Raw genomic sequence first — 21,309 nt, 5'->3', positions numbered from 1 at the left:
CGTGGATGTGCCGGATCGGAACCCTCATCGGGAAGTCCCCCTCGCTGCGTTCGTCGTGGTGCTGTCGCTCGCCGCGCCGGCGAGCAGAAGTTCGAGTGCGGTCGGGGCCGGACCGCTGGGCGGCGCGGCCTCGGGAACCGCGTGGCGGCGGCTCCGGCCCCGAGATGACGGGGCAGGCGCCGGCGGAGCAGGACGCTGGGGGCGTGTCCGGGCCGGCACACCCGGAGCGGCCTTCGCCGGTGCGGGCGCAGTCGGCCTCTTCGGACGGACCGGCACCGGGGTGGAAACCTCAGTGGTGGTGGCCGACCTGGCTGCCTGGAGGGTGCGGATCTCCTCCTCGCCGTCGGCCTCCTCGATGCCGAACCCCCCGCGGAGCCAGACCGCCGGAACCGGTCGCACTGGCCGGCCGCCGATTCGGCCGCCTCGCGGCGCGACCATCAGGGCGGCCGCGTCCAGGACGGCGGGGCCGAACGAGCGCCCACCGACGCGCGAGTGCCGCGCAGCCCAGATCGCCACTGCCCAGACGACGACCGGGAACGGGCCCAAGGTCGGCGCCCACCAGGTAGCGGTCTTGATCAGGAAGAACGCACCGACCGAGGCGATGATCAGCTGCGGCGGCGTGTACGGCCCCATCGGGAGCCGGAAGTCGCCCAGCCGGCCGAGCACCCACGGGTGCCGACGAGCCCGGGTGTAGCTGCGCCCGACCTTGGGCTGCGCGGCGCTGCTCACAGTCGGCCCTGGAAGACCGGGGGCAGCTCACGCACGGCGCCCATGCCCTGGACGGAGGACTGGCTGGCGCCGGGGTCCTTGAACTCGGTCTCGACGATGTTGCTCAGCGAGTAGCGGCCGGAGAAGACCGCCCAGCAGAGCACCAGTCCGATGACCGCGCCCAGGCCGGCCTTGATGGACATCTTGCGGATGACCTGGACCAGGCAGACCAGCACCAGGGCGACCATCAGGAACTTGCTGACCCAGTCCAGGGCTGTCACGGACCAGGAGTCGCCGATGTTCTTGAGCGCGCCGGCCAGCATGACGTCGTGGGTGTTCATCAGTGCACCTCGTGAGAAGCGGTCGGCGCCGGGGCAGCCGGAGAAGCGGAAGAGGACGGGGAGGCCGCGGGAGCGGCGGGTGCGACGGCGGCGATCTCCCAGCGGCCGGCGCGGGCCTTCAGCTGCAGCGGGTACGCCAGCGGCCACTGGCCGGCGGCGTCGGTTGCGCGGACCTCGGCCAGGACGTCGAGCACCGCGCCGTCGGCAGGAGCCACGGGCACGGTTGTGCGGGCGGACAGCGTCTGCAGCTCGACCTTGCGGTAGACGGCTCCGGCGGGCGGGATCTTCACACCGGGAGACAAGTAGCGGGAGGACTCGCCGACACCGCTCAGGTACGCGGTGAGGTACTCGGAGACCGCCTGCTGCAGCGGGCCCTGCTGGACCTGGGTGCCGTAGGGCCCGGTCGTCCCGTCGCTGCCGGACAGCGCCAGCGGGCCGGCCACCTGAGCCGGGACCGACGTGACGGCCAGAGCATCGGGAGCCCCTCCGCTCGAAGCACCGCGCACCATCGACACCGGCACCGCGTAGTACCGGACGGTCAGCGAGTCGGCCTGCTGCGACCCGCGGCCGGGCTGCGACTGCCCCGGCTGCGACACCGACCCGGGCTGCTGCGACGGCTGCGCTGAGTCCGCTGCATCAGCCGTTGCAGTGACCTTGATCGTCGCTGCGACCGTCACCAGCCAGGTGCGACCACCCATCGGCTGCGATCGCACAGCGACTACTCTCTGTACCGACATCGGAGTCTTGTCGGAGGGCTGCGGAAGGTCGACGCCCGGGGCCATCGAGTGCACCGCATCCGTCGCAGTGGTCGACTGCGCACTGCTTCGCAGCCACAGATCGACGAAGACCTCCGCGTACCCGGTCGGCGCGGGGATCACAGTGGGAGCAGGCGGCGCCGCCTGGACGACGGGCTGGCCGAGCGCGGACGCCAGCGGAACGACGGCCACCAGCGCCACAGGACCGCACGCGATGGAGGCCCACAGAACGTAGCGGCCGACGCGGGCCAGCCGGCCCCGGCGGCGCAGCTGATCTGCTGCGAGCGTCGGAGCGCCGGACGCCGCGTCAGGCGGATTCCGGCGCAAGGAGAACACGGGCATCGGGTCCCTCTCGGGTGGTCGACTCAAGCTGTCGACATGAGGAAACCCCGCGGCTCTCACCGGTTTTCTGCCCAGGAACGCGCCTTCCGGTAACGGATGCACAACGCCGCCCGGTGAGTTCTCACAAGCCCTCTGACCTGCGATGGGGAGTTTGGGACGGGAAACTCACCGGCACCGCGCACCAAACTCACCGGCCCCGGCGGGCTCGCCGCAGCCAAACTCACCGGCTCCGCCTCGGCAGTCCTGCCGAACTCACCGGCCCGCAGTCTCAGCCGCACCCGAAACTCACCGGTCCTCCCGGCGGTGTCCCGCGAAACTCACCGACCCAGGTCACCGGCCTCCCCGAAACTCACCGGGTCACCAATCCTCGACCCGCTACGGATGGCAACCGGCGATCTCGCATCAGACAGCTGCGACCGGACGGCGCAGACGACCTGGCCCGCACGGAGGGGTGCCTGCGATCGCCGGTGCAGCGTCCCGGCACGCTCCTCGGACGCATCGCCCACTAACCCCGATCCGGGCGGAGCCGACGGCTGCCGATCGCACATCTGCAGCCGGTGCGGGAAGCAGGTTCACCACCAGGGTGCGCAGGCGCGCAGCGACGAGGATCAGTAACTCCATGTAACTGCATTGGCCGTTGCAGATCGCACCCGACGGCGCGTCACAACCGGTTCAGCGCCCCGTGGGTGCGACCCCACACTGCAACACCGGATGCAGCCCGGACCCTCCGACTGCACCTGCGACGGCGCCCTGCGACTGCCCGAACGCTGCGACTGTGCGACTGCGAACGCACCCGCCCGACACCCTCGTCGTCGGAGCCCGCCCGCGCCAGCCGCCCGCCGCGAACCACAGCTCGGCAGCCAGCCGCCAACTCACCGAACCTCAACTCACCGGGACCGAGGAACTCACCGCCCGCCCGTTATGCAGCCGTGACGTGAGAGCCCTTCCTTGGGCAGAAAACCGGTGAGAGCCGCGGGGTTCTCTGACTCAACGCGAAGATCCACGAGCGGGGAGTCATCCATGACCAGAACCACAGCCACCGGCCGCACCGAGCACCGGCGCCCCAGCATCATCGACCGCATCCGGGCCGCGCTCTGCCGTCCCGCCCGGACCGCTCCGACACCGCCACCCGCCTCGGAGCCGGCACCGTCGACAACCGCAGCGCCGCCGACAGCCACCGCCGTAGCCCGACTCCACATCGCGACCGCCCTGCGCACCCGCCGCGTCGCGGACGCCGTCCGGCTGGCCACCCTCCACGTCGACGACACCGACCGGCGCCACGGCCCCGACCACCCCCACACCGCCGAGGCACTCGAAATCCTCGGACAGGTCTACGTCCTGGCCGGCGAGCACCAGCGCGCCCTGGCCTGCTTCGTCAGCGCCTCCCACCACCGCAGCCGCTGCTCCGTTCCCGCGGCGCCGGACGCGATCCCCGGTCTGGCAGAGCTCGCCCACACCACGCTCACTGCCCCCGTCAGGGACCACGCCCGCCCGGCGCCTGCTCGATCGGTGGTGGCGGTGTGAGCCTCAAGCCGGAGGTCCGCCGAGGCGGCAACCTCCCCTTCGGAATGGTCGCCAACCGGTGGATGTGCGACCCCCGCTACAGCTGCAACGCGCGGACTCTGTACGCGATCCTCGTCAGCTACGCCGACACCCAGGGCCGCGACACCACCCTCGGCCACCCCTACCGGCGCGAGCTGGCCCGCCAGCTCGGCGTCAGCATCTCCACTCTCGACCGCACCCTCGACGAGATGGAGGTCGCCGGAATGGTCACCGTCGAGGAGCGGATGGACCCCCTGCACCCCGGCAACCATGAAGCCTCGATCTACCACCTTCACGACGCCGGCGTGATGTGGCAGGGGAGCGCGGTCTGGAGCGACCCGCTGCCGCCCGGCACCAAGGCGGCCGACGTCGCCAAGGCCCGGCGGGCGCAGCGGGTGGAGGCGAAGAAGCGGGCCGGCTACCAGCACCGCGGCGGCGTTCCGAAGGGGGTCAGCACCCGGGCCCTGGGTGCAGCCCGCGCACAGGAGGGTGGCGTCACCGGTGACGCCACCCCTGGCGTCGTGGGTGACGCGACCCTGGCGTCACCCACGACGCCCAATATCTATAGCCCTGTCTACACCCCTCTTCCAGACGCCTTCCGGACGGCCGAAGGCCAGGTGACGGGTGGTTTTGCGCGCGCACGCACGCGCGCAGGCACCCGCACGGAAGGGCACTCCGCCAAGGGCGGCGCGGCCGCGACGACAACCAAGAGCCCTCGACCCCGTACGACCCGCACCACACCGGCGCGCCCACTGACTGGGGAGAGCGAGGCCTACGCCGTCCTCGACGCCCTCGGCCTATGGGAGCGCGGGCGAACCCCAAAGCTGATCCGGGACCGGGTCCGCGACCTCCTGCGTTGTGGCCGGACCGCCGCCCACGTCCAAGCCCGCGTCCATGGCGGCTGGCTCCGAGCCCAGGGCCCCGAACGCATGCTGCTGCCGGAGGGCGACCCCTACGCGATCAAGCGCCCGGTGGGGTTCCTGGCCACCGTCCTGGAGATGGGCCACGACTGCGAGCTGCCGGACTGCGAGCGTGGCGTGATCCTGACCAGCGGCGCCGACTGCTCCGCCTGCGGCTTTCGCCAGGCCGAGCGCGCTGCCCTCCGAGCTGAGGCCGCTATCGCCGCGGACATCGAGGCGCTCGCCGACCTCGCGCCCACCCCCGCGCGCATGCCCCACAGCGCCGATGCGCTCGTGCCGGAGCAGCAGCCCACCTGGCGCTGCGCGATCTCCACCTGCCGCCGTCCCGGCCGCGGCCAAGAGCCCGACGTCGCACTCTGCCCGGACTGCCTGGAGCAGGCCCAGGCCGCCGTGCGTCGGCCCGCCCCCTCGGTCGGCTGATTCAGCCCCCACCTTGCTCGCCTGCATTCCCGACCATGCCCAGGAGGACCTGATGGCTGCCATGAACCACCTGACCATCGCCACCGCCTTGCTCCTGTTCCTCGCCGGGGTCGCGCTCGGCGCCCTCACCGCGCCCCGCCGGAGTGCAGAAGCCGGTGGCTCGACGGAAGCGCCCTCACGGCAGGACGCGGCACTGCCGCCTCGCCCCCAGGGCCCGCCGACACCGCCACTGTGGTACCGGCTGGCCTGGCAGGACGCACAGGCGGAGATCATGTTCGGTCGACCGGATCTGGCCCGGCCTCGTTCGGCGCGCCTCGTCGCGGCCAGCACCCACGTCTATGGGGCGGAGCACACCTACACCCGCTGGGCCTTGGACCAGTACGCCGCGGCCAAGGGCCAGACCGCCAACCAGCCGGCCATTGCGTCGGCCTCAAACGGCGTCACCTTGGTGCGGGCATGAGGCAACTCAGAGATGCGCCGAAGAGCAGCCAGGATCGTCCGCGACCGGCGCACCCGGTAACCGGTGTCGAGCTGGTTCCCGGGCTGCTCTGGCAGCGCCTTAACGGCACGTACGGCCGGCCTGTCGGCAGCGCGTAGGAGCCGCTGGACCTGGCCGCCGCGGTGAGTATCGCCTACCGCGCAGAGACCGCGGACGAGACCGCTCTACCGGCCGTCCTCAAGGCCGCGCGGCACCTGCGCCGCGCGGTTGTCGCCCTGGCCCCGGCGACGGTCCCGGCTGGCGCCGAGCCACTCGAGACCCGTGCCTCGGCCGTCGCCGACACCGCGGCCGCCGCGGTCGAGGCCTGTGCGGTGGTCTCCGAGCTGCTCCGCACGGTGCAGACCGACATCCGAGGGCACCGCGGCGTCGCCGCGAACACCGTGGTCTGCGCCCACCGCCGGCTGCAACACCGTGCCGCCGAGCGGCCGGCGGATCGGTTGGCGGCCCCGCTTTGTTGACCTGCGGAGATGCAACCTCACCGGCCTACCCTCTGCTCCGTGATGCCGGCACCTTTCCTGCATGATCGCACCACCGGATGAGCACTTGGCAACGTGCCCGAACGTTCGGTTCTTACGAGTTCGGCAGGATCATCGCGTCGTACACGGGCGACTCCTCAGCGTGCTTGATCCGGCCGATGATCTCGTACCCCCACCGCACGTAGGCGTCGTGTACAGGCTGGTTGTCGATGATGCAGGTCAGCGTCGTCCAGGACTGCCCGCGGCCGGCGATGATCTCGTCGTGCAGGCGCCGGCCGAGGCCCTGGTTGGTGTGCGCGGGCCGGACCATGAGCTCGCGCAGCCAGAACACGTCACCGGCGGTGGCGGCGCCGAGGATGCCGTCCGGCCGGCGGTCGCCGAGGGACACCCACCAGGCCCGGTCCGCGGGCAGGGTGACGCCATGGACATAGCCGAGGATTGTGCCGTCCGGGGCGGTGGCGGTCACGGTCTCGAAGCCGTCCATCTCGATTGCGGCGAGCAGCCGTTCCTCGTAGGTCTCGACGGCGAAGAACGGGTCGCCAGCGTAGGGCGGCACGTCGTAGACCTCGGCGTACACGGCGACCAGGTCGTCTATGAGCTGCTTCGCGGAGTCCGGGGTGTGGTGCTGGAGGAGCAGGGGCTCGTGGGGCATGAGGTGCGGGTCTTCCTTCGGTTCGGGGTCAGGCTGCGTGGGCGGCGATCTCGGCGGCGAGGTCTCGCGCCCGGGAGTTGCTGCGGTGGCTGGCCAGGCCGCGGCCGACGAGGCCGAGTTGACGCCGGTTCCGGGTGGACGTCATGCCTCCGGCCATCAGCCGCATCGAGGCCTGCGCGGCCTCCATGGACTGGTCGAGGTCGCCGGCTGCGAGGGCCGCGTTCGACAGACGGACCAGGCACATGCCGAGGTTCCGGCCGTGCTCGGCGTCCTGGATCTGCGCCGAGCGCTCCAGCAGGCCGACGGCGCGTTGGTGCTGCCCGAGATCGCTGCGGCACATCCCCTCGAGACAGACCATCTCGGCCTCGTTCAGGAACGCCGCCCAGTCGGGATCCATGTCGCCGGCGCCGCGCTCGAACGCCCGCCAGGCCCGCAGCAGGGCCGCGCTGGTGCTGTCCGCGTCGCCGAGCCGCGCGAAGCCCTGCGCCTCACGCACGGCGAGCAGCGCGTGGACCCGGGCGGGGGCCCACCCGTCGGCGAGGGTAGCGGCGTGCTGCGCATACAGGACGGCGTCGCGCGGCTTGTCGAGGTCGACGGCCTGCCGCGCCATGTTCGACAGCGTGCGCACCGCGAGTGGCCTGTCACTCGACAGCGTGGCGGTGTTGAAGGCCTCGGAGAAGTAGGCCCGCGCCTTCTCCTGCTGCTCGGCGTCGTAGCAGAACCATCCGAGGCTGGTGGTGAGGGAGCCCGAGATGAGGTGCAGCTCCGTCCCGACGTCGTCGCTGTAGATGCCGCGGTCGCGGAGGAACTGGACCTGGCGGAGGGTTTGCTGGGCGGATCGCCACAGGAGGTCGCCGCCGAATCTCTGGTCGATCGCGTCGAGGTCGCTGATCGTTGCGCGCAGTTCCTCGACGTCGTCCACGCCCACGCGGGGGGCATCGGTGGAGCGAGAGGAGGGGGAGAGCCACGGCATGCTCAGGGCGGTGGTGAGGACGTCTCGTCGGTTCACGGTGCTGATACTCGCCCCGCTGCCGCCGAATGCGCCAGTCAGTGAGAGGTCGACCGGTAAGGCGAAGCCGAGTCGGTCGAGGGTGGTGTCGAAGACGGCGCACAGGACCGCAACGGCGTCATCACGCGGGACGCCGGGGTTCGCCGATTCCCATCGGCGCCAGCTTCGCGGGTTGATCTCGAAGCTGGGCTTGCCGAGCAACTCCTTGCCCACGTCGGTGCATTCACGGCAGGCCCTGGCCTGTGTCATCCACTGCTTGCGCAGCCGCGCGGCCAGGAGCAGTTCGTTCCGCCCGGGGGAGCTCATCCCGGCTCCTTACACATCGTCACGAACCAACCCTATTGCGTGATCTTGCTCGAAGGCAGGGGCGCCGTACCGAAAAGGCCCTGTCCACACGCATATGGCCGCTAAGTGGCCGCTAAGTGGCCGCTCCGTTGTATCGCCGGGCCGTTGCCTCCGGCGCTGGAATGGTCCCGGCGCTGCGGAGCGGCCCGACATCGTCACGGAAGCCGGCCGCTCCGCAGCACGGACGCCCCGTCATACGCCCGTCCCCAAGCGCAGACCACCATGAACGGCCGCCACCCATCCCCGCGTCGAGAACCGTCGGAGGTCCAGATGAGCCCCTTGTGGCCCCACCAGGGGTACTCCTGGCCCGTGAAGTCCACCAAGGACGTCCGCGCCTCCCGGGACCTTGCCGCCGATGTGGCGCGGGAGCACGACCTTCCCCTTACGCAGGACGCCCTGAGCGACCTGCAGGTGTGCCTCAGCGAGGTTGTCTCCAACGCTCTCCTCCACGCCGGTGGGCCGTGCACCGTCCGCCTCGCCTGGGTGAACGACCGGCTGCACGTCACCGTGACCGACAACAGCCCGCGGAGGCCCGAGCAGGCCTTTGTCGATCTCGCGGAGAGCGGCCGCGGCCTGGCCCTGGTCGAAGACCTGGCGAAGGCCTGGGGCTGGTACCCCGAAGGCGCCGGCAAGGTCGTCTGGTTCGACATCGCGGCCGACCGGCCCCGCCCCGACGAGGCACAGGTGAAGACCTTCCGGCCGATCGCCCAGAGCAAGCCCGAGACCCCGCACCGCGGCTTTCCCGCGGGGCGGCCCCTGGCGCCGATCCCCACCCCCGGCGGGACGGCGCTGCCCCGGCGAGCGCGCGGCCAGCACCTGGTCCCCGCGCTTGCCGGCTGAGGCGCGTAGTTGCCCGCGAGCGGGCGATCGACGGCAACTACGCGGCCCCGGTGGCCGGCCGATCCTCCTCACCACGGCCGGCCACCGGACCCAGACCCCGCCCCACCGGGCGGGACAGCGCTGCACGCCCCGTACGTCTCCCGTCGGGGGCGCGCAGCGCGACCTCCCGCGGGGAGGACCCGGGGCCGAGGGGCCCCGGGCCCTCCCCGTTCCGACCACTCCACACCCGAAGGACACGACGTCCCGATGCCAGCAGAGGCGAGACTTCCCGCCCCGGTGAACCCCGGTCCGGCGCAGCAATGGCCGGACCTGTTCTGGCCGGCCGAGCGGACGCTCAGCGGGCTGCCGCGGCTGACCGCGGCCGAGGCGCTGGTGTGCATCAGCGATCTGTTGCGCTGGTGGGGCGTTCCACTGGAGAAGCCGGCCGGCTCGATCTTCCAGCTCGCCGAGCACTGCGACGACGTCGGCGCCGCACTGCTGGCGGATGTCGGCGATCACCAGCGGCAGGCGGCCGGCGTCGTGATGGCCAGGTGCGTGAGAATGCTCGACGCCGCCGACGAGCTGAGCACCGTCCTGCCGGCCGTGGCGCTCCAGCACCTGCGCACCGTCTGCGCCGCCCTCGCCTCCGCGCGCGCCTTCATCACCACCGCCCTGCCGCCGGAGACTGACCAAGGCCGCCCCGCGGAGCTGCCCGGCTGATGGACCCTTACGCCACCCCGTTCCTCGCCGCAGTGGTGGCCGTGACCGGTCGGCGGCGCGCAGCCGCAGGCCTGCCCCCGCCCTTGCCCCACTGGGCGGGAACGCTCGAGGACTTCCGCGCCGCTGGCAGCGGCGCGCGGACAGAGCACCACCCGGCCCTGCGGGGCCGGCACGCCAGGGCCGAGGCTGCCGCAGACAGCTCGGCGGCCGCCTCGGCCAGCTGGTCCGCGCAGTCGGCCAAGTGACCGCCCCGCACACCTCACCGTGCCGGGCGGTCCCGTCCTTCGGCCACTACGTGTGCCCAACTCCCGGGCTCAGAGACGGGCCAGACGGCTGTCCCGGCTACGACGAGCTGCCTCACCAGCGCCACGGTCTGGGCGGGAGTGAGCCAGCCGTGGTCGGAGCCGACGCCCCAGCGCACCGTGATCAGCAGCTGCAGCAGCATTGTCCGGGCGATGCTGTTGGGAACCGTCTGCCAGACCTCGCGCGCGGGGGCGGCGCTACCCTCCCGGTGTAGGGAGGCCGCCGGCCGCGTCGGGTGGAGCACCCGCCGGGCGAGGCGGTCAGATGGTGAGGTCGACGGAGGGCACCGTCTGCAGGGCTGCGAGGGCGGCTGCGCCGTCGGCGGTCAGCTCGGCGTGGCCGTCGTTCCCCCGCGCGATCCAGCCGGCGAAGATCAGGTCGGAGAGCATCTGGCCGTCCGGCCGGTTGTCCGCCGCAACGCTGGTGGTGCGCCAGCGGCCGCCGTGGCGGACTAGGCACCGGTCGCGGGCGGCGTCCAGGAGCTCGACGTCGGCGGCTGTCGCGGCCCGGTCGGCGGTGATGTGCACAGCGACGTTGCGGGCCCCGGAGGCGTCGATCTGCTCGGCGGTTAGGCCGTCGGCGGCGTTCAGCGCGTTGCGCATGTCGAGGTGAGCGACGCTCTCCACGTCCTCGTCGCAGCCGATGTCGGTGTAGGACAGGCGCAGGCTTCCGAGTCGGTCGCCCGGCTCCAGGACGTATCCGGAGCGGGCGGGCACGACCGCGCCGTCCCGCCGGTCCAGGCCCTGGTGCGGCTGGAATCTGGCGGCCTGCAGGACGGCATCGACCGTCGCGGCCAGGACCGGGGCCCTGCAGGGCACCCTCACGCCTTGGTCTCCTTCGTCTCGGTGTCCGGCCGCCACATCGTGCCGGCGATGAAGGCGGGCATGGCAACGCCCAGCATGACGAACGCGGTGCCCTCGCCGAACGCCGGCGCCCAGCCGTAGAAGAACTCGGCGCCCTGCTCGCGGTGGTGGGCGATGTGCAGCAGAACGACGGTGAGGGCCACGGTCGGCAGAATCAGCAGTCGGCGGCCGGCGACGTGCAGCTGGTGGCCGGCCGACCAGGCCAGGGTGAGCAGCACGGCGGCTGCGCCGTACGCCTCGATGGTGCTGAGCTGGCCGTGCTCGGTGAGGGCGGGGAGTGCGTCCCACCCGACGTAGCCCCACACGGCGGCAGCCATGAGGATGCCGGCGGCCGGCGCCAGCCGGGTAGCGGCAACGCCCCGGCCCGCGGGGGTGATGGAAGTGGAGGTCACGGCCGGACAGTATCGGCGGCGCCGGTCGTTGGGGCTGCGCTTCGTGCGCTGCGTCATCCGATTGAGTGGCGGGCGTTGTCGGACCCGTGGGCTACGGTGCTACCGCGGCCGCCTGCCGGCGGGCCGTGGTTCTTCGCGGCACCCGGGCGAGGTCAAGCCCGCTCGCAGTCCCAGACGGTCGAGCGCGGCGCGTCATGGAGTGCCCGAAGGCCTGCGTGGCCCCCGCCGTCCACACCGGCCGGGGGCCACGCCGCTTCTCCGTACTATCCGCTGACGGGCAGAACAGCCTCCGCCCGTGGCCGCTCGGCCAGGCCGCCGACCGCCCGCAGGGTGGGCACGGGCTCGGTGAGCCGTACTCCGGGCAGGTTCCGTCGTGGTCCTGGTGGAAGGGGAGCACGTCGGCTACAGCCGCGGCCAGGAGGTTTCGGTCGCCAGCCAGGCCGACGACGACCTGGCCCAGGATGGACTCCACCACCCACTGCTGATCGTGCTGCTCCAGCGGCCGCCGGATGCCGGCGGTGACGGCCTCCGAGATCGCGGCGCGCAGCTCGTTCGCCTCGCGCGGCTGGACGGCTGGCTCCAGGACCTGGCGGACGAGTTCGTTCGCCGCGACCGTGCACCGGGACGACTTGGAGCCGGGGAAGTGCCGGCGCAGCATCGCCCAGATGTCGTGCCGGGTCCGCATGGGGCCGCGGGCTGGCACGTCCGGGTCGACGCCCCACGGCACCTGGTGCCCGTTGCGGGTCGGCGGCACGTGGCCGTCGGCGCGCGGGTCGGCGCCGCTGCCCCAGCCGCGGTGGGTCCGCGAAGTCCTCGATCCTGTGGAGCGCGTCGACCAGGTCGTCGCCGAGCTGCAGGTGCTGGCGGTACCGGCGGGCGAGCGGGACCAGGTCGACCAACCAACCGGTCCTCCGCCCAGGCGCGGCTGGCATCGGCCCGGAACTGGACCAGGCCGTCATGCTCGGCAAGTACCTGCTGCAGCTCGCCACTGAGGCGCAGCTCCCGGCGTCGCTGGCCGGAACCAGACACCACCCACCGGACCATCCGACACATCAGTCCGGCGCACCCCCAGCCCCGCCCCCACACGCCGCCAGCTGCGCAGCTCCCGGCAGCCGGCGCTCCTCCGACCGTCGGGCACGGCCTGCCCGCCAGGCCGCCCCACGACCTCCAGCAGCCCGTTGATGCGGCTGTGGCCGGGACCCCACCAGGTCCCGGCCACAGCCGCAGCGCATTGAACTCACCTCTCGGACAGCGGAACGGCCCACTTGCTCCCGCACCAACCCCGCATGAACCCCGCTCGATCGGGGCGGGCTGCCCTACGCCGGACTCTTCAGACTCGCCACGGCCTCGAAGGCCCGCTGGACGATCGCACCCCACGCCGCCTCGTTCGATGCTGGCGGTGATGTCCGGAAGGCGGCCATCTGCGCGGTGACCGCCGCCGCAACGGCGCACACCTGCCCGACGAGCTTCTCCTCCAGGGGGCCGGCGTCACCGTTCGCCGCCCCAGTGACCAGGACACGGCCGTGCAGGAAGTAGGAGGCGCCTACGTCGAGTCCGCGCCAGGCACTGGCGACTGCGGTCGCCACCAAGTTCGCCGGCAACCCTTCGCGGGCGCCGTTTCCGTGAACCCACATCAGCGCCTGCCGGTGGTACACGGCCTGGTCCGCGGCACCGCTCAGCCGCGCCGCGATTGCCCGCTGTCGCAGGGCAGGCTCATCGGGCAGCTCGACGCTCGCGACAGTCATGTCGGCGTTGATCTGGAGTGCGTGGCTCATCCTGTATCTCCTGTCCACGTTGCCAATGGTTCGTCCTGTCCGTCGGCCCGACACCCAGCGGGTGTCGAAGCCTCGTCCCTGCCCGCACCGATCAGCGGTAGGGGCTGGACCTCAGCTCCGGGAGCGGCCCGTCACAGTTCCATCCACCCGCACCTCGCTCGCTGCGGATCCACCAGGGACGCCCACACCGGCGCCGACGGCCCTGCCTCCTGCATTTCCTTCAAGCTCGCCACCCCGGCGCGCACCGTCTGGAACATCAGCTCGACCAGCGGGCTCGACTGGGCCAGCGCCTGCAGGTCCCGGATGCGGCGCGCCTGAGCCGCCGGCCCTCCCTCGGCCAGGACGAAGAGGATCCGCGGGTAGGCCGGGTAGTGGCTCTTCCACACCGGCACCGAGGACTGGGCCTGAAACCCTCGCTGCCGCACCGGCGTCGGAACCAGCTGGTGGAACCGCGCGTACGCGAGCAGCTTCCGAGCCAGTGACTCCGACGACATGGTCGCCCGGTCCACTTCGATGAACGCCCGGTGCAGTTCCCGCTCCGGGTCCACGACGGTGTACCGCATCAGGGCGTCCGCGATCAGAGCGTCCGCTCCCTGCTCGACGACCCGGTGGTAGATCTCGGGCTCCCAGTCCAAGTACCCGTACTCGTCGCCGCGACGGCGCGCGTCCTGCAGGAACGCGAGATGTGCGTCCAGTACCGCCAGGGTGTGCTCGCTGCGCATCCTCGCCTCGAACGGGTCCTCCGGTGCCGGTGGGCTCGTACGGTGGTCGAGCTCGTCGAGGCGCGACCCGATCGTGCGGCCGCGCTCGGTCAGGTACCAAACGGCCTTCCGCCGATCGACCACGGCCTGGTCGACGACACCCTGCCGACGGAGTTCGTTCAGCCGGCGCCGAGTGCGCGTGATGTGGGCATCGGGGGAGACCAGCTCGTGCAATTGCGCGGCGGTCGCCATCCGGTGCATGAACAGCGAGCACAAGAACTTTCGGTCGTACAAGGGGTGCCCCTGCGGTAGCTCGACATCGTGACACCGCAGCAAACCCCGTCGCTCTCACCGGAAACCTCCCCGGCGCCCGCAGCCCGGGTAACGAGTCGGGATCACCCGTCGGTGAGTTCGGCGGTGAGAACGCCGCCAGGCGCAGCTGCGCCCGGTGAGTTTGCTTGGGCATGACCGGTGAGTTTGCGTATCTGGCCAGGTCAGGCACCCGTGCGTCGAGTTGATGGGGCGGTGAGTTCTAGGTGCCGGCGCTGCCCGCGGCCGTGCGGGCCGGCGCCGGCGTCAGAGCTCCTCGGCCGCGGCGCGGTACTTCTCCGCGGTGCGGACGCTGACTTCGAGGCGGGCAGCGAGGTCCTCGTTCGTCAGGCCCGGGTTCTCGGCGAGCAGCCGGCGGGTTTCCTCGGTGCGCGCCACGACGTGCGCCCGCGGCTTCGTCTCCTTGGTTCCCTTGGGCCGGTGGTAGCCGTGCCCGGTGGCGTGCACCGGAGTCCGCTTGGAGTTCCAGTCGAGGATCGCCCCGTAGGACCAGAGGCGGTTGTTGCCGCTGAGGATCTGGGTCGGCTCGGGGCCTTCCGTCTTGGCGCCGCCGCTGGGCGGGGCGATCATCCTCAGCCAGGTGCTGAACGCCGGCCGGTTTGCCTCCGGGATCGCTGCGTAGGCCTCGTCGCGGTCGAGGAGGTCGCCGGCCTGGAGCTCGACGTCGTCCTTCAGGGTCGGGACCGCGGCGCCCGCTACCAGGATCTGCGGGTCCCTCGAGATCAGCGGGATCTCCTCCTGGAAGGCGACCTCGCCCTTCTTGGCGGCTTCCTTGGTGGCCTTCGCGTTGCGGGCTACGACCGTCAGCTGCGCCAGATCGTAGATGCGGGCCTTGGCACCCTGCCGCTGCAGGGGTTTGACGGTGGTGGGGAACTGCTCCCAGGTCTTGTTGGCTCGGTAGCGGCTGACGCTCAGGCCGAACAGGCCGGCGGCGGTCTCGTCGTCGGCGGGCAGGTGGCCGGCGGGGATCATTGAGGGCTCCTTCACGATGAGGTGGGGCCACATGCCCCGGGCGACAGGTAGAAGCTACCACATTTAGAGTCTTGCGAAAGTGGGCAGGCGAGGCCGGCCGTTGAACCGGTAGGCCCTTGCCGCGATGATCAAGTGCTACTGGCTCGGAGAATCCCGTCCCTGACGTGCGGAATCGCGCCATGCTGGCCTTGCCTGCCTTCCGGTAGGGCGCCGGCCGTACTGAGCAGCAGATCCCATAATTGAGTACTGCGGGACGACCGAGGTGGGGCTCGGAACGGTGCGTGCAGGCCCCGGTATCCCGCGGTGGACATGCCTGGCAAGCGTGGGCCGGCCGCCGGAAACCCCGGCCGGCCCACGCGGCCGGAAGCCCTCCTCCTGGGTCAGCCTGTGAAGGCGCCGAAGCCGAAGCCCTCGGCGGCAAGAACGAGGCCCGAGCGCGGGATCCCGTCCGACGCGCGGTAATGGCGGACCTCCAGGCGGCCGCAGACCGCCACCCGGTCGCCCGGCTGAAGCCCGGACCGGGCGGCCTGGTCCGCGAGCCGACCCTCCAGGCGGCACATCAACTGCCCGGGAACGGCGGCCAGGTCCTCCCGGTGCACTTTGTCGGGCTCAAGAAGGAGCCGTGTGACCTTCTCCCCCTTGTCTTCGACCTGCGACACATGGGCAATGGTGCCGTTCAGGACGAGCGGGGCCTCGGGGGAGAGAAGGATCGTCGTCTGCTCCTCGGGCTCGACCGCTGCGGCGCCGCGCACCGCAGCCCGGGCGCGCTTGGCGTGGGCTCGCTGTTCGTCGCCATGGACCGCCTGCCACACAAGGGCGACCTGGTCGGCCAGGGCGGCCGCGTCCTCGGCCAGACTCGTCAGGGCGGGGGACTTCAGCCGGTTGCTCAGGGCGAGCAGCGCGTCTCGCTCACCCTCGATCTCGCCCAGCGCCTCCCTGGCGATCTCGCGGGCTCCTCCCCAGCTCCGCTTCCGGTAGAACCCGGCCGGGCCCCGCTCGCACTCGATGACCACCAGCGACGCGCCCGGCCATACCCCCTTGGAATGCGGTTCGACCACCAGGTTCAGCAGGCACTCCACTCGCCTGTCGTGCAGCGGTTCACGTCGGTAGTCCCACACGAAGGTCGGCGCGCTGGGCCGCGCGATCAGGAAATCGCGAAGGGCGGCCGCGCCCGGCTCGACAGCACCTTCGCGGACCGTGTGCAGGTACAGCGCGATCTGGGCGCACTGCCACGCGGCGCTTCCCTGCGGTGCGGTCGGCATCGCCAACGCAAACTGCTCCCTGCCCCAGGGCAGTACGACGGTGGCCTGCAGGACCAGCAGGGTGGGGGAGCGGCGGTGGAACTGGACGTCGAGGCGGACGCCCACGTCGGGCGGCTCCACGGTCTCGGTGGTGGACATGCGTCCTCCCGGGTGGGTTAAGGATTTGGATCGAGTGCCCGGGCGGTGTGCCACCACCGCCCGGGGCCGGCCCTTGCCGACAGTTAGAAGCATACCACAATTGAAAGGCGCTTATGCGGCCAGCGCCAAGTAGGAACGCGCGTACGCCTCGCCCAGGTGCCGACGCAGCGCGTCACCCCGCTGCCAGGTCACCGGCCCGAACTCCGCGTTCAGTGCATCGGCCTCCGCCAGCACCGAAGCGATCGACCGTGCCGCCTGGAACCGATGTCCCATGCGCTTCTCCGCCTCCGCGTACTCCGCCGCCAGCGGCCGGCGCAGGCGCGCGGCGAGGACCAAGTCCTTCTGTGTGGCCAGCACACACAATGAACATGACAATCTCTCCATGCCGGCGTCGTGCGCCCAGTGGTAGCGCACGCCCGACTCGGCGATCCGCTTCCACACCTGCTCCTCGGACCAGCCGAGAATGGGGTGCCAGCGCACCACGGTCCGCAGACTGTTGGATGCGGACCGGTCCACGGCGATCACCGGCTGCTGGCGGCGAGCAATACTCGATTCTGCCGAATGTCTCCACCGCGTGTATACGGACAGTGACCTCTGTAGGGATCACCGGGATGGGCGTTCTTCGACCTGCGCTGCCGCGCCGGGGCGGTGATGCTGGCCGAGGGGTGCCTGCCCGTGTTGCCCCAGGGGCGCGGAGGAGGACATGGTCTACCGGCTGAGCGAGGCCGGGGTGTCGATCTGGCTGGACGACCTGAGCCGGGAACGGCTGGTCGACGCCAGCCTGGCCCGAACGGTGCGCGAGCGGCACGTGGTCGGGGTGGCGACCAACCCGACGATCTTCGCCCGGGCCATCGGGGGCAGCGACCGCTATGACCGTCAGATCAGCGAGCTGGCCTCCCGCCGGGTGGGATGGAGGAGTCGCTGCGCATGCTGACCACCTCCGATGTGCGCTGGGCCTGTGACGTGCTGCGATCGGTGTGCGAGGCCACCGACGGCCCGACGGGCGGGTGTCGATCGAGGTGGATCCAAGGCTGGCGCACGATACGCGCGCACCGTGGCTGAGGCGCGGGCGCTGTGGTGGTTGGTGGATCGGCCGAACCTGTTCGTGACCGCGGATCGACAACCAGCGCTTCAGCGAGGTGCCCGTCGACCGCGTCTGGCGGCGGGGATGCGCAAGGAGGACGTGCACCCGGTCGAGTGGCTGCGGGACCTGGCTCGCCGTACCCCGCCATCGCACATCCGCTCGCTACGGGGTAGACCAGCCGTTGACGCCGCCGGCCGCGCGCGGACGCAATGCACCGCGGGATGCAGCCCACTGTATCCGGCGGTATCGGTGGGACCAGCCCCTGATGGCACCCGGCGTGTCACAGACCGTGCACCCGACGACCGCTGATCTCGGAAGGAATGATGCGGATCCACAGGCGTCGGTCACCACCAGCCCAGGACTCTCCGCCGGGTTGCGCAGCGAGATGCTGGACGACATCCGGATCGTCCACGTGCTCGGCCGTGCCGGTGATGAGGACGCTCCAGCCACCACGTTGGTACTCGTCGAAGTGATCCACCTGAAAGGAAAGCTCGTCGCCGGGCCCGACGGCTGCAGCCCGCGCCGGGTCGGTCCGGTAGACGATCGTCGTGCCGTCGACGAGGTAGTTCACCGGAAGCACGGCAGGGCCTTGATGGCCACAGATGGCAACTCGGCCGATTCCATGGGTGCCTAGTTGCCCCCAGCATTCCCCGGATGCCAGTCTCATGAGAACGGGGTTCTGGGCTGGCCCATGCTGTCCGGGAGGAGCGTCGCTGCGGCCTTCCACCAGTTCCCCGTAGCTCATGCCCAGCTCCGTTGCGATGCGCAGCAGGCCGCCCGGGTCGAAGTCGGCTGGGGCTTCGAAAAGATCGTGGAAGTAGGCCGGTGACATGCGCACCCGGCGTGCCAGCTCCTCCTCCGCGATCCCGAGTTGCTTGCGCCGGACTTCGATTCGGTGCAGGACCTCGGGATCGGCTGGGCCTGCAGCGTTCTTATCCATGATGTCCTCCTGGGCGCACGGAGACGGACGAACCGGGCCCACAGCTCACGTAGAGGTCGGCTCTTCTTCGATTCTGCCTCCTGCACCAGGCACCACACCGGTCCGCTGGATCGAACGATCCTGGCCGACGTCGCCGAGAGCCGCAGCTGGCGGAAAGGTGCACTTGATGGGCTTGAGCGCTGACGCCGGGACGTGAGGTCTGATCGGGGGTGAGTCCCGGACCGCGTCCTGCCGGCTGGAAATGTGCCTTGATGGCGTCCCGCCGAGTGGTGTAGCAGGGATCTTGGTGTAACCCCTGGTCATGAAGGAGCCATCGCGCAACTCTCCGAGTAGGAAGGCTCGTTGAGTGAGAGGTGCGCGATGGCCTTGTCCCAGTCTGACCTACTCCGCCTCATGGAGTCATTGCGTACGGCGGATGGAATCGAGTTGATCAGGGCGCTCGCCCAGCGGATGCTGCAGGAGTTGATCGAGGCCGAGGCGATCGACCAGGCGCTCTACGCGGTCATCATGGAGGCCTACGTCCTGGGCGTGTCCACCCGCTCGGTCGACGACCTGGTCAAGGCCCTCGGCGCGGACACCGGGATCTCCAAGAGCGAGGTCTTCAGGATCTGCCAGGACCTGGACGAACAGCTCACCGCCTTCCGCGACCGGCCGCTCGGCCACACCCGCTTCCCCTACGTCTACCTCGACGCGACCTACTGCAAGGCGCGGGTGAACCACCAGATCGTCTCCCGGGCCGTGGTCGTCGCCACCGGCATCACCGAGGACGGCGGCCGGGAAGTGCTCGGCCTGATGGTGGGCGACAGCGAGACCGAGATGTTCTGGACCGAGTTCCTGCGCTCCCTACGCGAACGCGGGCTGGCCGGGGTCCGGCTGGTCATCGGCGACCATCACAGCGGTCTGGTCAAGGCGATCCGCAAGGTCATGCTCGGCGCCGCCTACCAGCGCTGCCGGGTTCACTTCCTGAGGAACGCCTTCGCGGTGATCCCGAAGGATGCCGGTGAGATGGTCGCCGCGACGATCCGCACGATCTTCGCCCAGCCGGCGGAAGCCGCGGTCCGGGCCCAGCTCGACACCGTCGCCGAGATGCTCGGCAAGCAGTTCCCCAAGGTCAGCCAGATGCTGCTGGAGGCCAAGGACGACCTGACCGCCTTCGCCGCCTTCCCCGAACGACATTGGAAGAAGATCCAGTCCACCAACCCGCTGGAACGGATCAACCGCGAGATCAAGCGTCGCACCGACGTCGTCCAGGTCTTCCCCAACGACGACGCGCTCCTGCGGCTGGTCACCGCCGTGCTGTTCGAGATGCTTCCCAATGCTGATGTCAAGCCGCCGTGGTGACGGGCGGTGTGACCTGGTAGCACCGGCCGTCACGAATCAGGGCCCACAGAACGTTGACTCGGCGGCGGGCGAGGGCCAGCACGGCCTGGACGTGCCGCTTGCCCTCGGCGCGCTTGCGGTCATAGAAGGCACGGGAGTTGGGATCGCAACGGATGCTGACCAGCGCGGAGGTATAGAAGACGCGCTGCATGCGCCGGTGATAGCGCTGCGGGCGGTGCAGGTTGCCACTGACCTTGCCCGAGTCCCGGGGAGCCGGAGCCACGCCGGCGAAGGCCGCGAGGCGGTCCGCCGTGGGGAAGGCGTCCAGGCTGCCGCCGACAGCGGCGAGGAACTCAGCCCCCAGGGTCGGACCTATTCCAGGCATGGAGCTGATCACTTCGGCGAGTTCGTGCTCGCGAAACCGGCCCTCGATGAGCTCGTCGGTCTCGGTGATCTTCTCGTTGAGGGCCATCACCTCCTCCGCCAAGGTGTGGACCATCTTCGCGATCGCTTTCTCCCCGGCGACGGCGGTGTGCTGCCGCCCGGCGGCCTCGACGGCCTTCGCCGCGAGAGCGTCCGGGGAGTAGACCTTCCGGTTCCGCAACCACGTTGCGAGGCGTCGGGCGCCCGCGCGACGGATCGCCGCCGGCGTCTGGTAGCCCGTCAGCAGCCGCAGCGGCCCGGTGTTGCCAAGGTCGAGAGCCCGTTCCAGAGCGGGGAACATGCTGTTCAGCAGGGAGCGCAGGCGGTTGGTGGCACGGGTCCGCTCGGCGACAAGGTCGGCCCGGTAGTCGGTGAGCAGACGCAGTTCGACGACAGCTTCATCATCGAGGCGGACGGGCAGCAGGTCGCGGCGCATCCTGGCCTGGTCAGCAATCACCCGGGCATCGCGGGCGTCCGTCTTGCCCGCGCCGCGGTAGCCATCGGTGGCTCGGTTGACCGCGATACCGGGGATATAGACCCGCTCCTGGCCGTGGGCGGCCAGCAACGCGATCAGCAGGTTGGGCTCGCCGCCCGTCATGTCCAGGGCCCACGTCACCGCAGTGCCGCCGGCGAGGCCCAGCACGTCGGCGATCACCTGCAACAGCTCCGGCTCGTCGTTGGCCACCCGCCGCGACAACAGGACCTCGCCCTCACTATCGAGGACCAGGCAGTGGTGGTGGGTCTTGCCGCAGTCGGTTCCCACCCATATCCGGCTCATCGTGCTCCATCAGGTCGTTCCTACCTTGCGTACCACGGACGACCTCGCCGGCATTGCTCTACGCAGCGACCTTCTCGCACTTCCCAATCGGCGGCCGAGTCGTCGTGGGGAGCCGGACGGCCAAGCATCTCGAGCCACGATCGGCAGCACGACGACAGCCACACCCGGCTCCCCTGGGTGCCCCAACCCTACGAATGGCTGGGGCGAGCCCAGGAAGGAAGGTAGAGCACGACGAATGGATCGCGTTCCCTCGCCGCTACCTGCCCGAGGCCAGCATGGAGAAGATCTACCCCGCCAACCCTGGCCGAGACGAACTCCCGCCCACTTCATGACTGTTGGCGCACGACCACTACACCACTTCATGGGACACGACCTGTGCCTTAGGGCGTGTTTCGAAAGTGCTGGTCAGAGCCATTCGTTGATGGCCGCGACCAGCACGGTCGCCTCGTAGCGCACGGCCAACTTGTCGTACCGCGTGGC

General features: G+C 70.7%; 20 protein-coding genes and 2 pseudogenes. 8 read left to right on the top strand and 14 right to left on the bottom strand.

The window, feature by feature from the left end; all coding sequences use genetic code 11:
• Positions 1-725: 725 nt before the first annotated feature.
• Together IE98_RS0125930 and IE98_RS43070 are read right to left on the bottom strand one after the other, a co-directional pair.
• A complete protein-coding gene (locus IE98_RS0125930) occupies positions 726-1,049 on the bottom strand; it encodes a hypothetical protein (protein ID WP_030272898.1) in 324 nt (107 codons plus the stop codon).
• A complete protein-coding gene (locus IE98_RS43070) occupies positions 1,049-2,146 on the bottom strand; it encodes a conjugal transfer protein (protein ID WP_052390969.1) in 1,098 nt (365 codons plus the stop codon). Before IE98_RS43070 ends, IE98_RS0125930 begins: the two co-directional genes overlap by 1 nt.
• A 1,020-nt stretch (positions 2,147-3,166) precedes the next feature.
• Between IE98_RS43070 and IE98_RS0125915 the strand changes: the two genes are divergently transcribed.
• From IE98_RS0125915 to IE98_RS0125900, 4 genes are all read left to right on the top strand, one after another.
• Entirely contained in the window at positions 3,167-3,670 is a 504-nt protein-coding gene (locus IE98_RS0125915; protein ID WP_030272896.1) for a tetratricopeptide repeat protein, read from the top strand.
• Positions 3,667-5,028, top strand: a complete 1,362-nt coding sequence (locus tag IE98_RS0125910) for a hypothetical protein (protein ID WP_159401057.1) — start codon at positions 3,667-3,669, stop codon at positions 5,026-5,028. The genes IE98_RS0125915 and IE98_RS0125910 overlap by 4 nt, the downstream gene beginning before the upstream one ends.
• A 52-nt stretch (positions 5,029-5,080) precedes the next feature.
• The gene (locus tag IE98_RS0125905) at positions 5,081-5,488 is read left to right on the top strand and encodes a hypothetical protein (RefSeq protein WP_030272892.1); all 408 of its coding nucleotides are present in this window, start codon (positions 5,081-5,083) and stop codon (positions 5,486-5,488) included.
• Positions 5,489-5,649: 161 nt separating this feature from the next.
• On the top strand, positions 5,650-5,985 hold the full coding sequence (locus IE98_RS0125900) for a hypothetical protein (RefSeq protein WP_030272891.1): 336 nt from the start codon (positions 5,650-5,652) through the stop codon (positions 5,983-5,985).
• A 112-nt stretch (positions 5,986-6,097) separates the two neighbouring features.
• Here the strand turns inward: IE98_RS0125900 and IE98_RS0125895 are convergent, their stop codons facing one another.
• On the bottom strand, positions 6,098-6,655 hold the full coding sequence (locus IE98_RS0125895) for a GNAT family N-acetyltransferase (RefSeq protein WP_030272888.1): 558 nt from the start codon (positions 6,653-6,655) through the stop codon (positions 6,098-6,100).
• A 28-nt stretch (positions 6,656-6,683) separates the two neighbouring features.
• A complete protein-coding gene (locus IE98_RS0125890) occupies positions 6,684-7,970 on the bottom strand; it encodes a hypothetical protein (RefSeq protein ID WP_030272886.1) in 1,287 nt (428 codons plus the stop codon).
• Positions 7,971-8,279: 309 nt separating this feature from the next.
• Here IE98_RS0125890 and IE98_RS45030 point away from each other — a divergent pair, with 309 nt between their 5' ends.
• Both IE98_RS45030 and IE98_RS0125880 read left to right on the top strand, forming a co-directional pair.
• A complete protein-coding gene (locus tag IE98_RS45030; protein ID WP_052390968.1) occupies positions 8,280-8,849 on the top strand; it encodes an ATP-binding protein in 570 nt (189 codons plus the stop codon).
• Between the two features lie 246 nt (positions 8,850-9,095).
• The gene (locus IE98_RS0125880; protein ID WP_159401056.1) at positions 9,096-9,548 is read left to right on the top strand and encodes a hypothetical protein; all 453 of its coding nucleotides are present in this window, start codon (positions 9,096-9,098) and stop codon (positions 9,546-9,548) included.
• Between the two features lie 563 nt (positions 9,549-10,111).
• Here the strand turns inward: IE98_RS0125880 and IE98_RS0125865 are convergent.
• The 8 genes from IE98_RS0125865 to IE98_RS43065 form a co-directional block, all read right to left on the bottom strand.
• On the bottom strand, positions 10,112-10,675 hold the full coding sequence (locus tag IE98_RS0125865) for a hypothetical protein (RefSeq protein ID WP_159401055.1): 564 nt from the start codon (positions 10,673-10,675) through the stop codon (positions 10,112-10,114).
• Positions 10,672-11,106 (bottom strand): hypothetical protein, encoded by a 435-nt coding sequence (locus tag IE98_RS0125860; protein ID WP_030272874.1) that lies wholly within the window; start codon positions 11,104-11,106, stop codon positions 10,672-10,674. Before IE98_RS0125860 ends, IE98_RS0125865 begins: the two co-directional genes overlap by 4 nt.
• 91 nt (positions 11,107-11,197) lie before the next feature.
• A complete protein-coding gene (locus IE98_RS0125855) occupies positions 11,198-11,791 on the bottom strand; it encodes a hypothetical protein (RefSeq protein WP_159401054.1) in 594 nt (197 codons plus the stop codon).
• Positions 11,792-12,422: 631 nt separating this feature from the next.
• The gene (locus tag IE98_RS0125850; RefSeq protein ID WP_030272870.1) at positions 12,423-12,881 is read right to left on the bottom strand and encodes a hypothetical protein; all 459 of its coding nucleotides are present in this window, start codon (positions 12,879-12,881) and stop codon (positions 12,423-12,425) included.
• A 131-nt stretch (positions 12,882-13,012) separates the two neighbouring features.
• Positions 13,013-13,876, bottom strand: coding sequence for a replication-relaxation family protein (locus IE98_RS0125845; protein ID WP_159401053.1), 864 nt, complete (start codon positions 13,874-13,876; stop codon positions 13,013-13,015).
• A 282-nt stretch (positions 13,877-14,158) separates the two neighbouring features.
• Entirely contained in the window at positions 14,159-14,884 is a 726-nt protein-coding gene (locus IE98_RS0125840) for a hypothetical protein (RefSeq protein ID WP_030272866.1), read from the bottom strand.
• Positions 14,885-15,264: 380 nt separating this feature from the next.
• Positions 15,265-16,284 (bottom strand): single-stranded DNA-binding protein, encoded by a 1,020-nt coding sequence (locus IE98_RS0125835; protein WP_030272864.1) that lies wholly within the window; start codon positions 16,282-16,284, stop codon positions 15,265-15,267.
• 111 nt (positions 16,285-16,395) lie between these two features.
• Positions 16,396-16,830, bottom strand: a complete 435-nt coding sequence (locus IE98_RS43065; protein WP_267882365.1) for a phosphoadenosine phosphosulfate reductase family protein — start codon at positions 16,828-16,830, stop codon at positions 16,396-16,398.
• Between the two features lie 157 nt (positions 16,831-16,987).
• Here IE98_RS43065 and IE98_RS51110 point away from each other — a divergent pair.
• Positions 16,988-17,425, top strand: a pseudogene (locus tag IE98_RS51110) (transaldolase family protein); the annotation flags it as partial.
• 223 nt (positions 17,426-17,648) lie between these two features.
• On the opposite strand, the gene IE98_RS0125820 reads toward IE98_RS51110, so the two are convergent.
• A complete protein-coding gene (locus tag IE98_RS0125820; RefSeq protein ID WP_030272862.1) occupies positions 17,649-18,308 on the bottom strand; it encodes a pyridoxamine 5'-phosphate oxidase family protein in 660 nt (219 codons plus the stop codon).
• 360 nt (positions 18,309-18,668) lie between these two features.
• Between IE98_RS0125820 and IE98_RS0125815 the strand changes: the two are divergent.
• A pseudogene (locus tag IE98_RS0125815) lies at positions 18,669-19,616 on the top strand (IS256 family transposase); the annotation flags it as partial.
• Positions 19,617-19,632: 16 nt separating this feature from the next.
• On the opposite strand, the gene IE98_RS0125810 reads toward IE98_RS0125815, so the two are convergent.
• Positions 19,633-20,829 (bottom strand): IS110 family transposase, encoded by a 1,197-nt coding sequence (locus IE98_RS0125810; protein WP_030272859.1) that lies wholly within the window; start codon positions 20,827-20,829, stop codon positions 19,633-19,635.
• Between the last annotated feature and the right edge of the window lie 480 nt (positions 20,830-21,309).

The sequence above is a fragment of the Streptomyces sp. NRRL B-24484 genome, from assembly GCF_000717715.1.
Lineage (GTDB): Bacteria > Actinomycetota > Actinomycetes > Streptomycetales > Streptomycetaceae > Kitasatospora.
The sequence above is the reverse complement of the archived record's forward strand: the minus strand, read 5'-3'. Positions and strand labels throughout refer to the sequence as shown.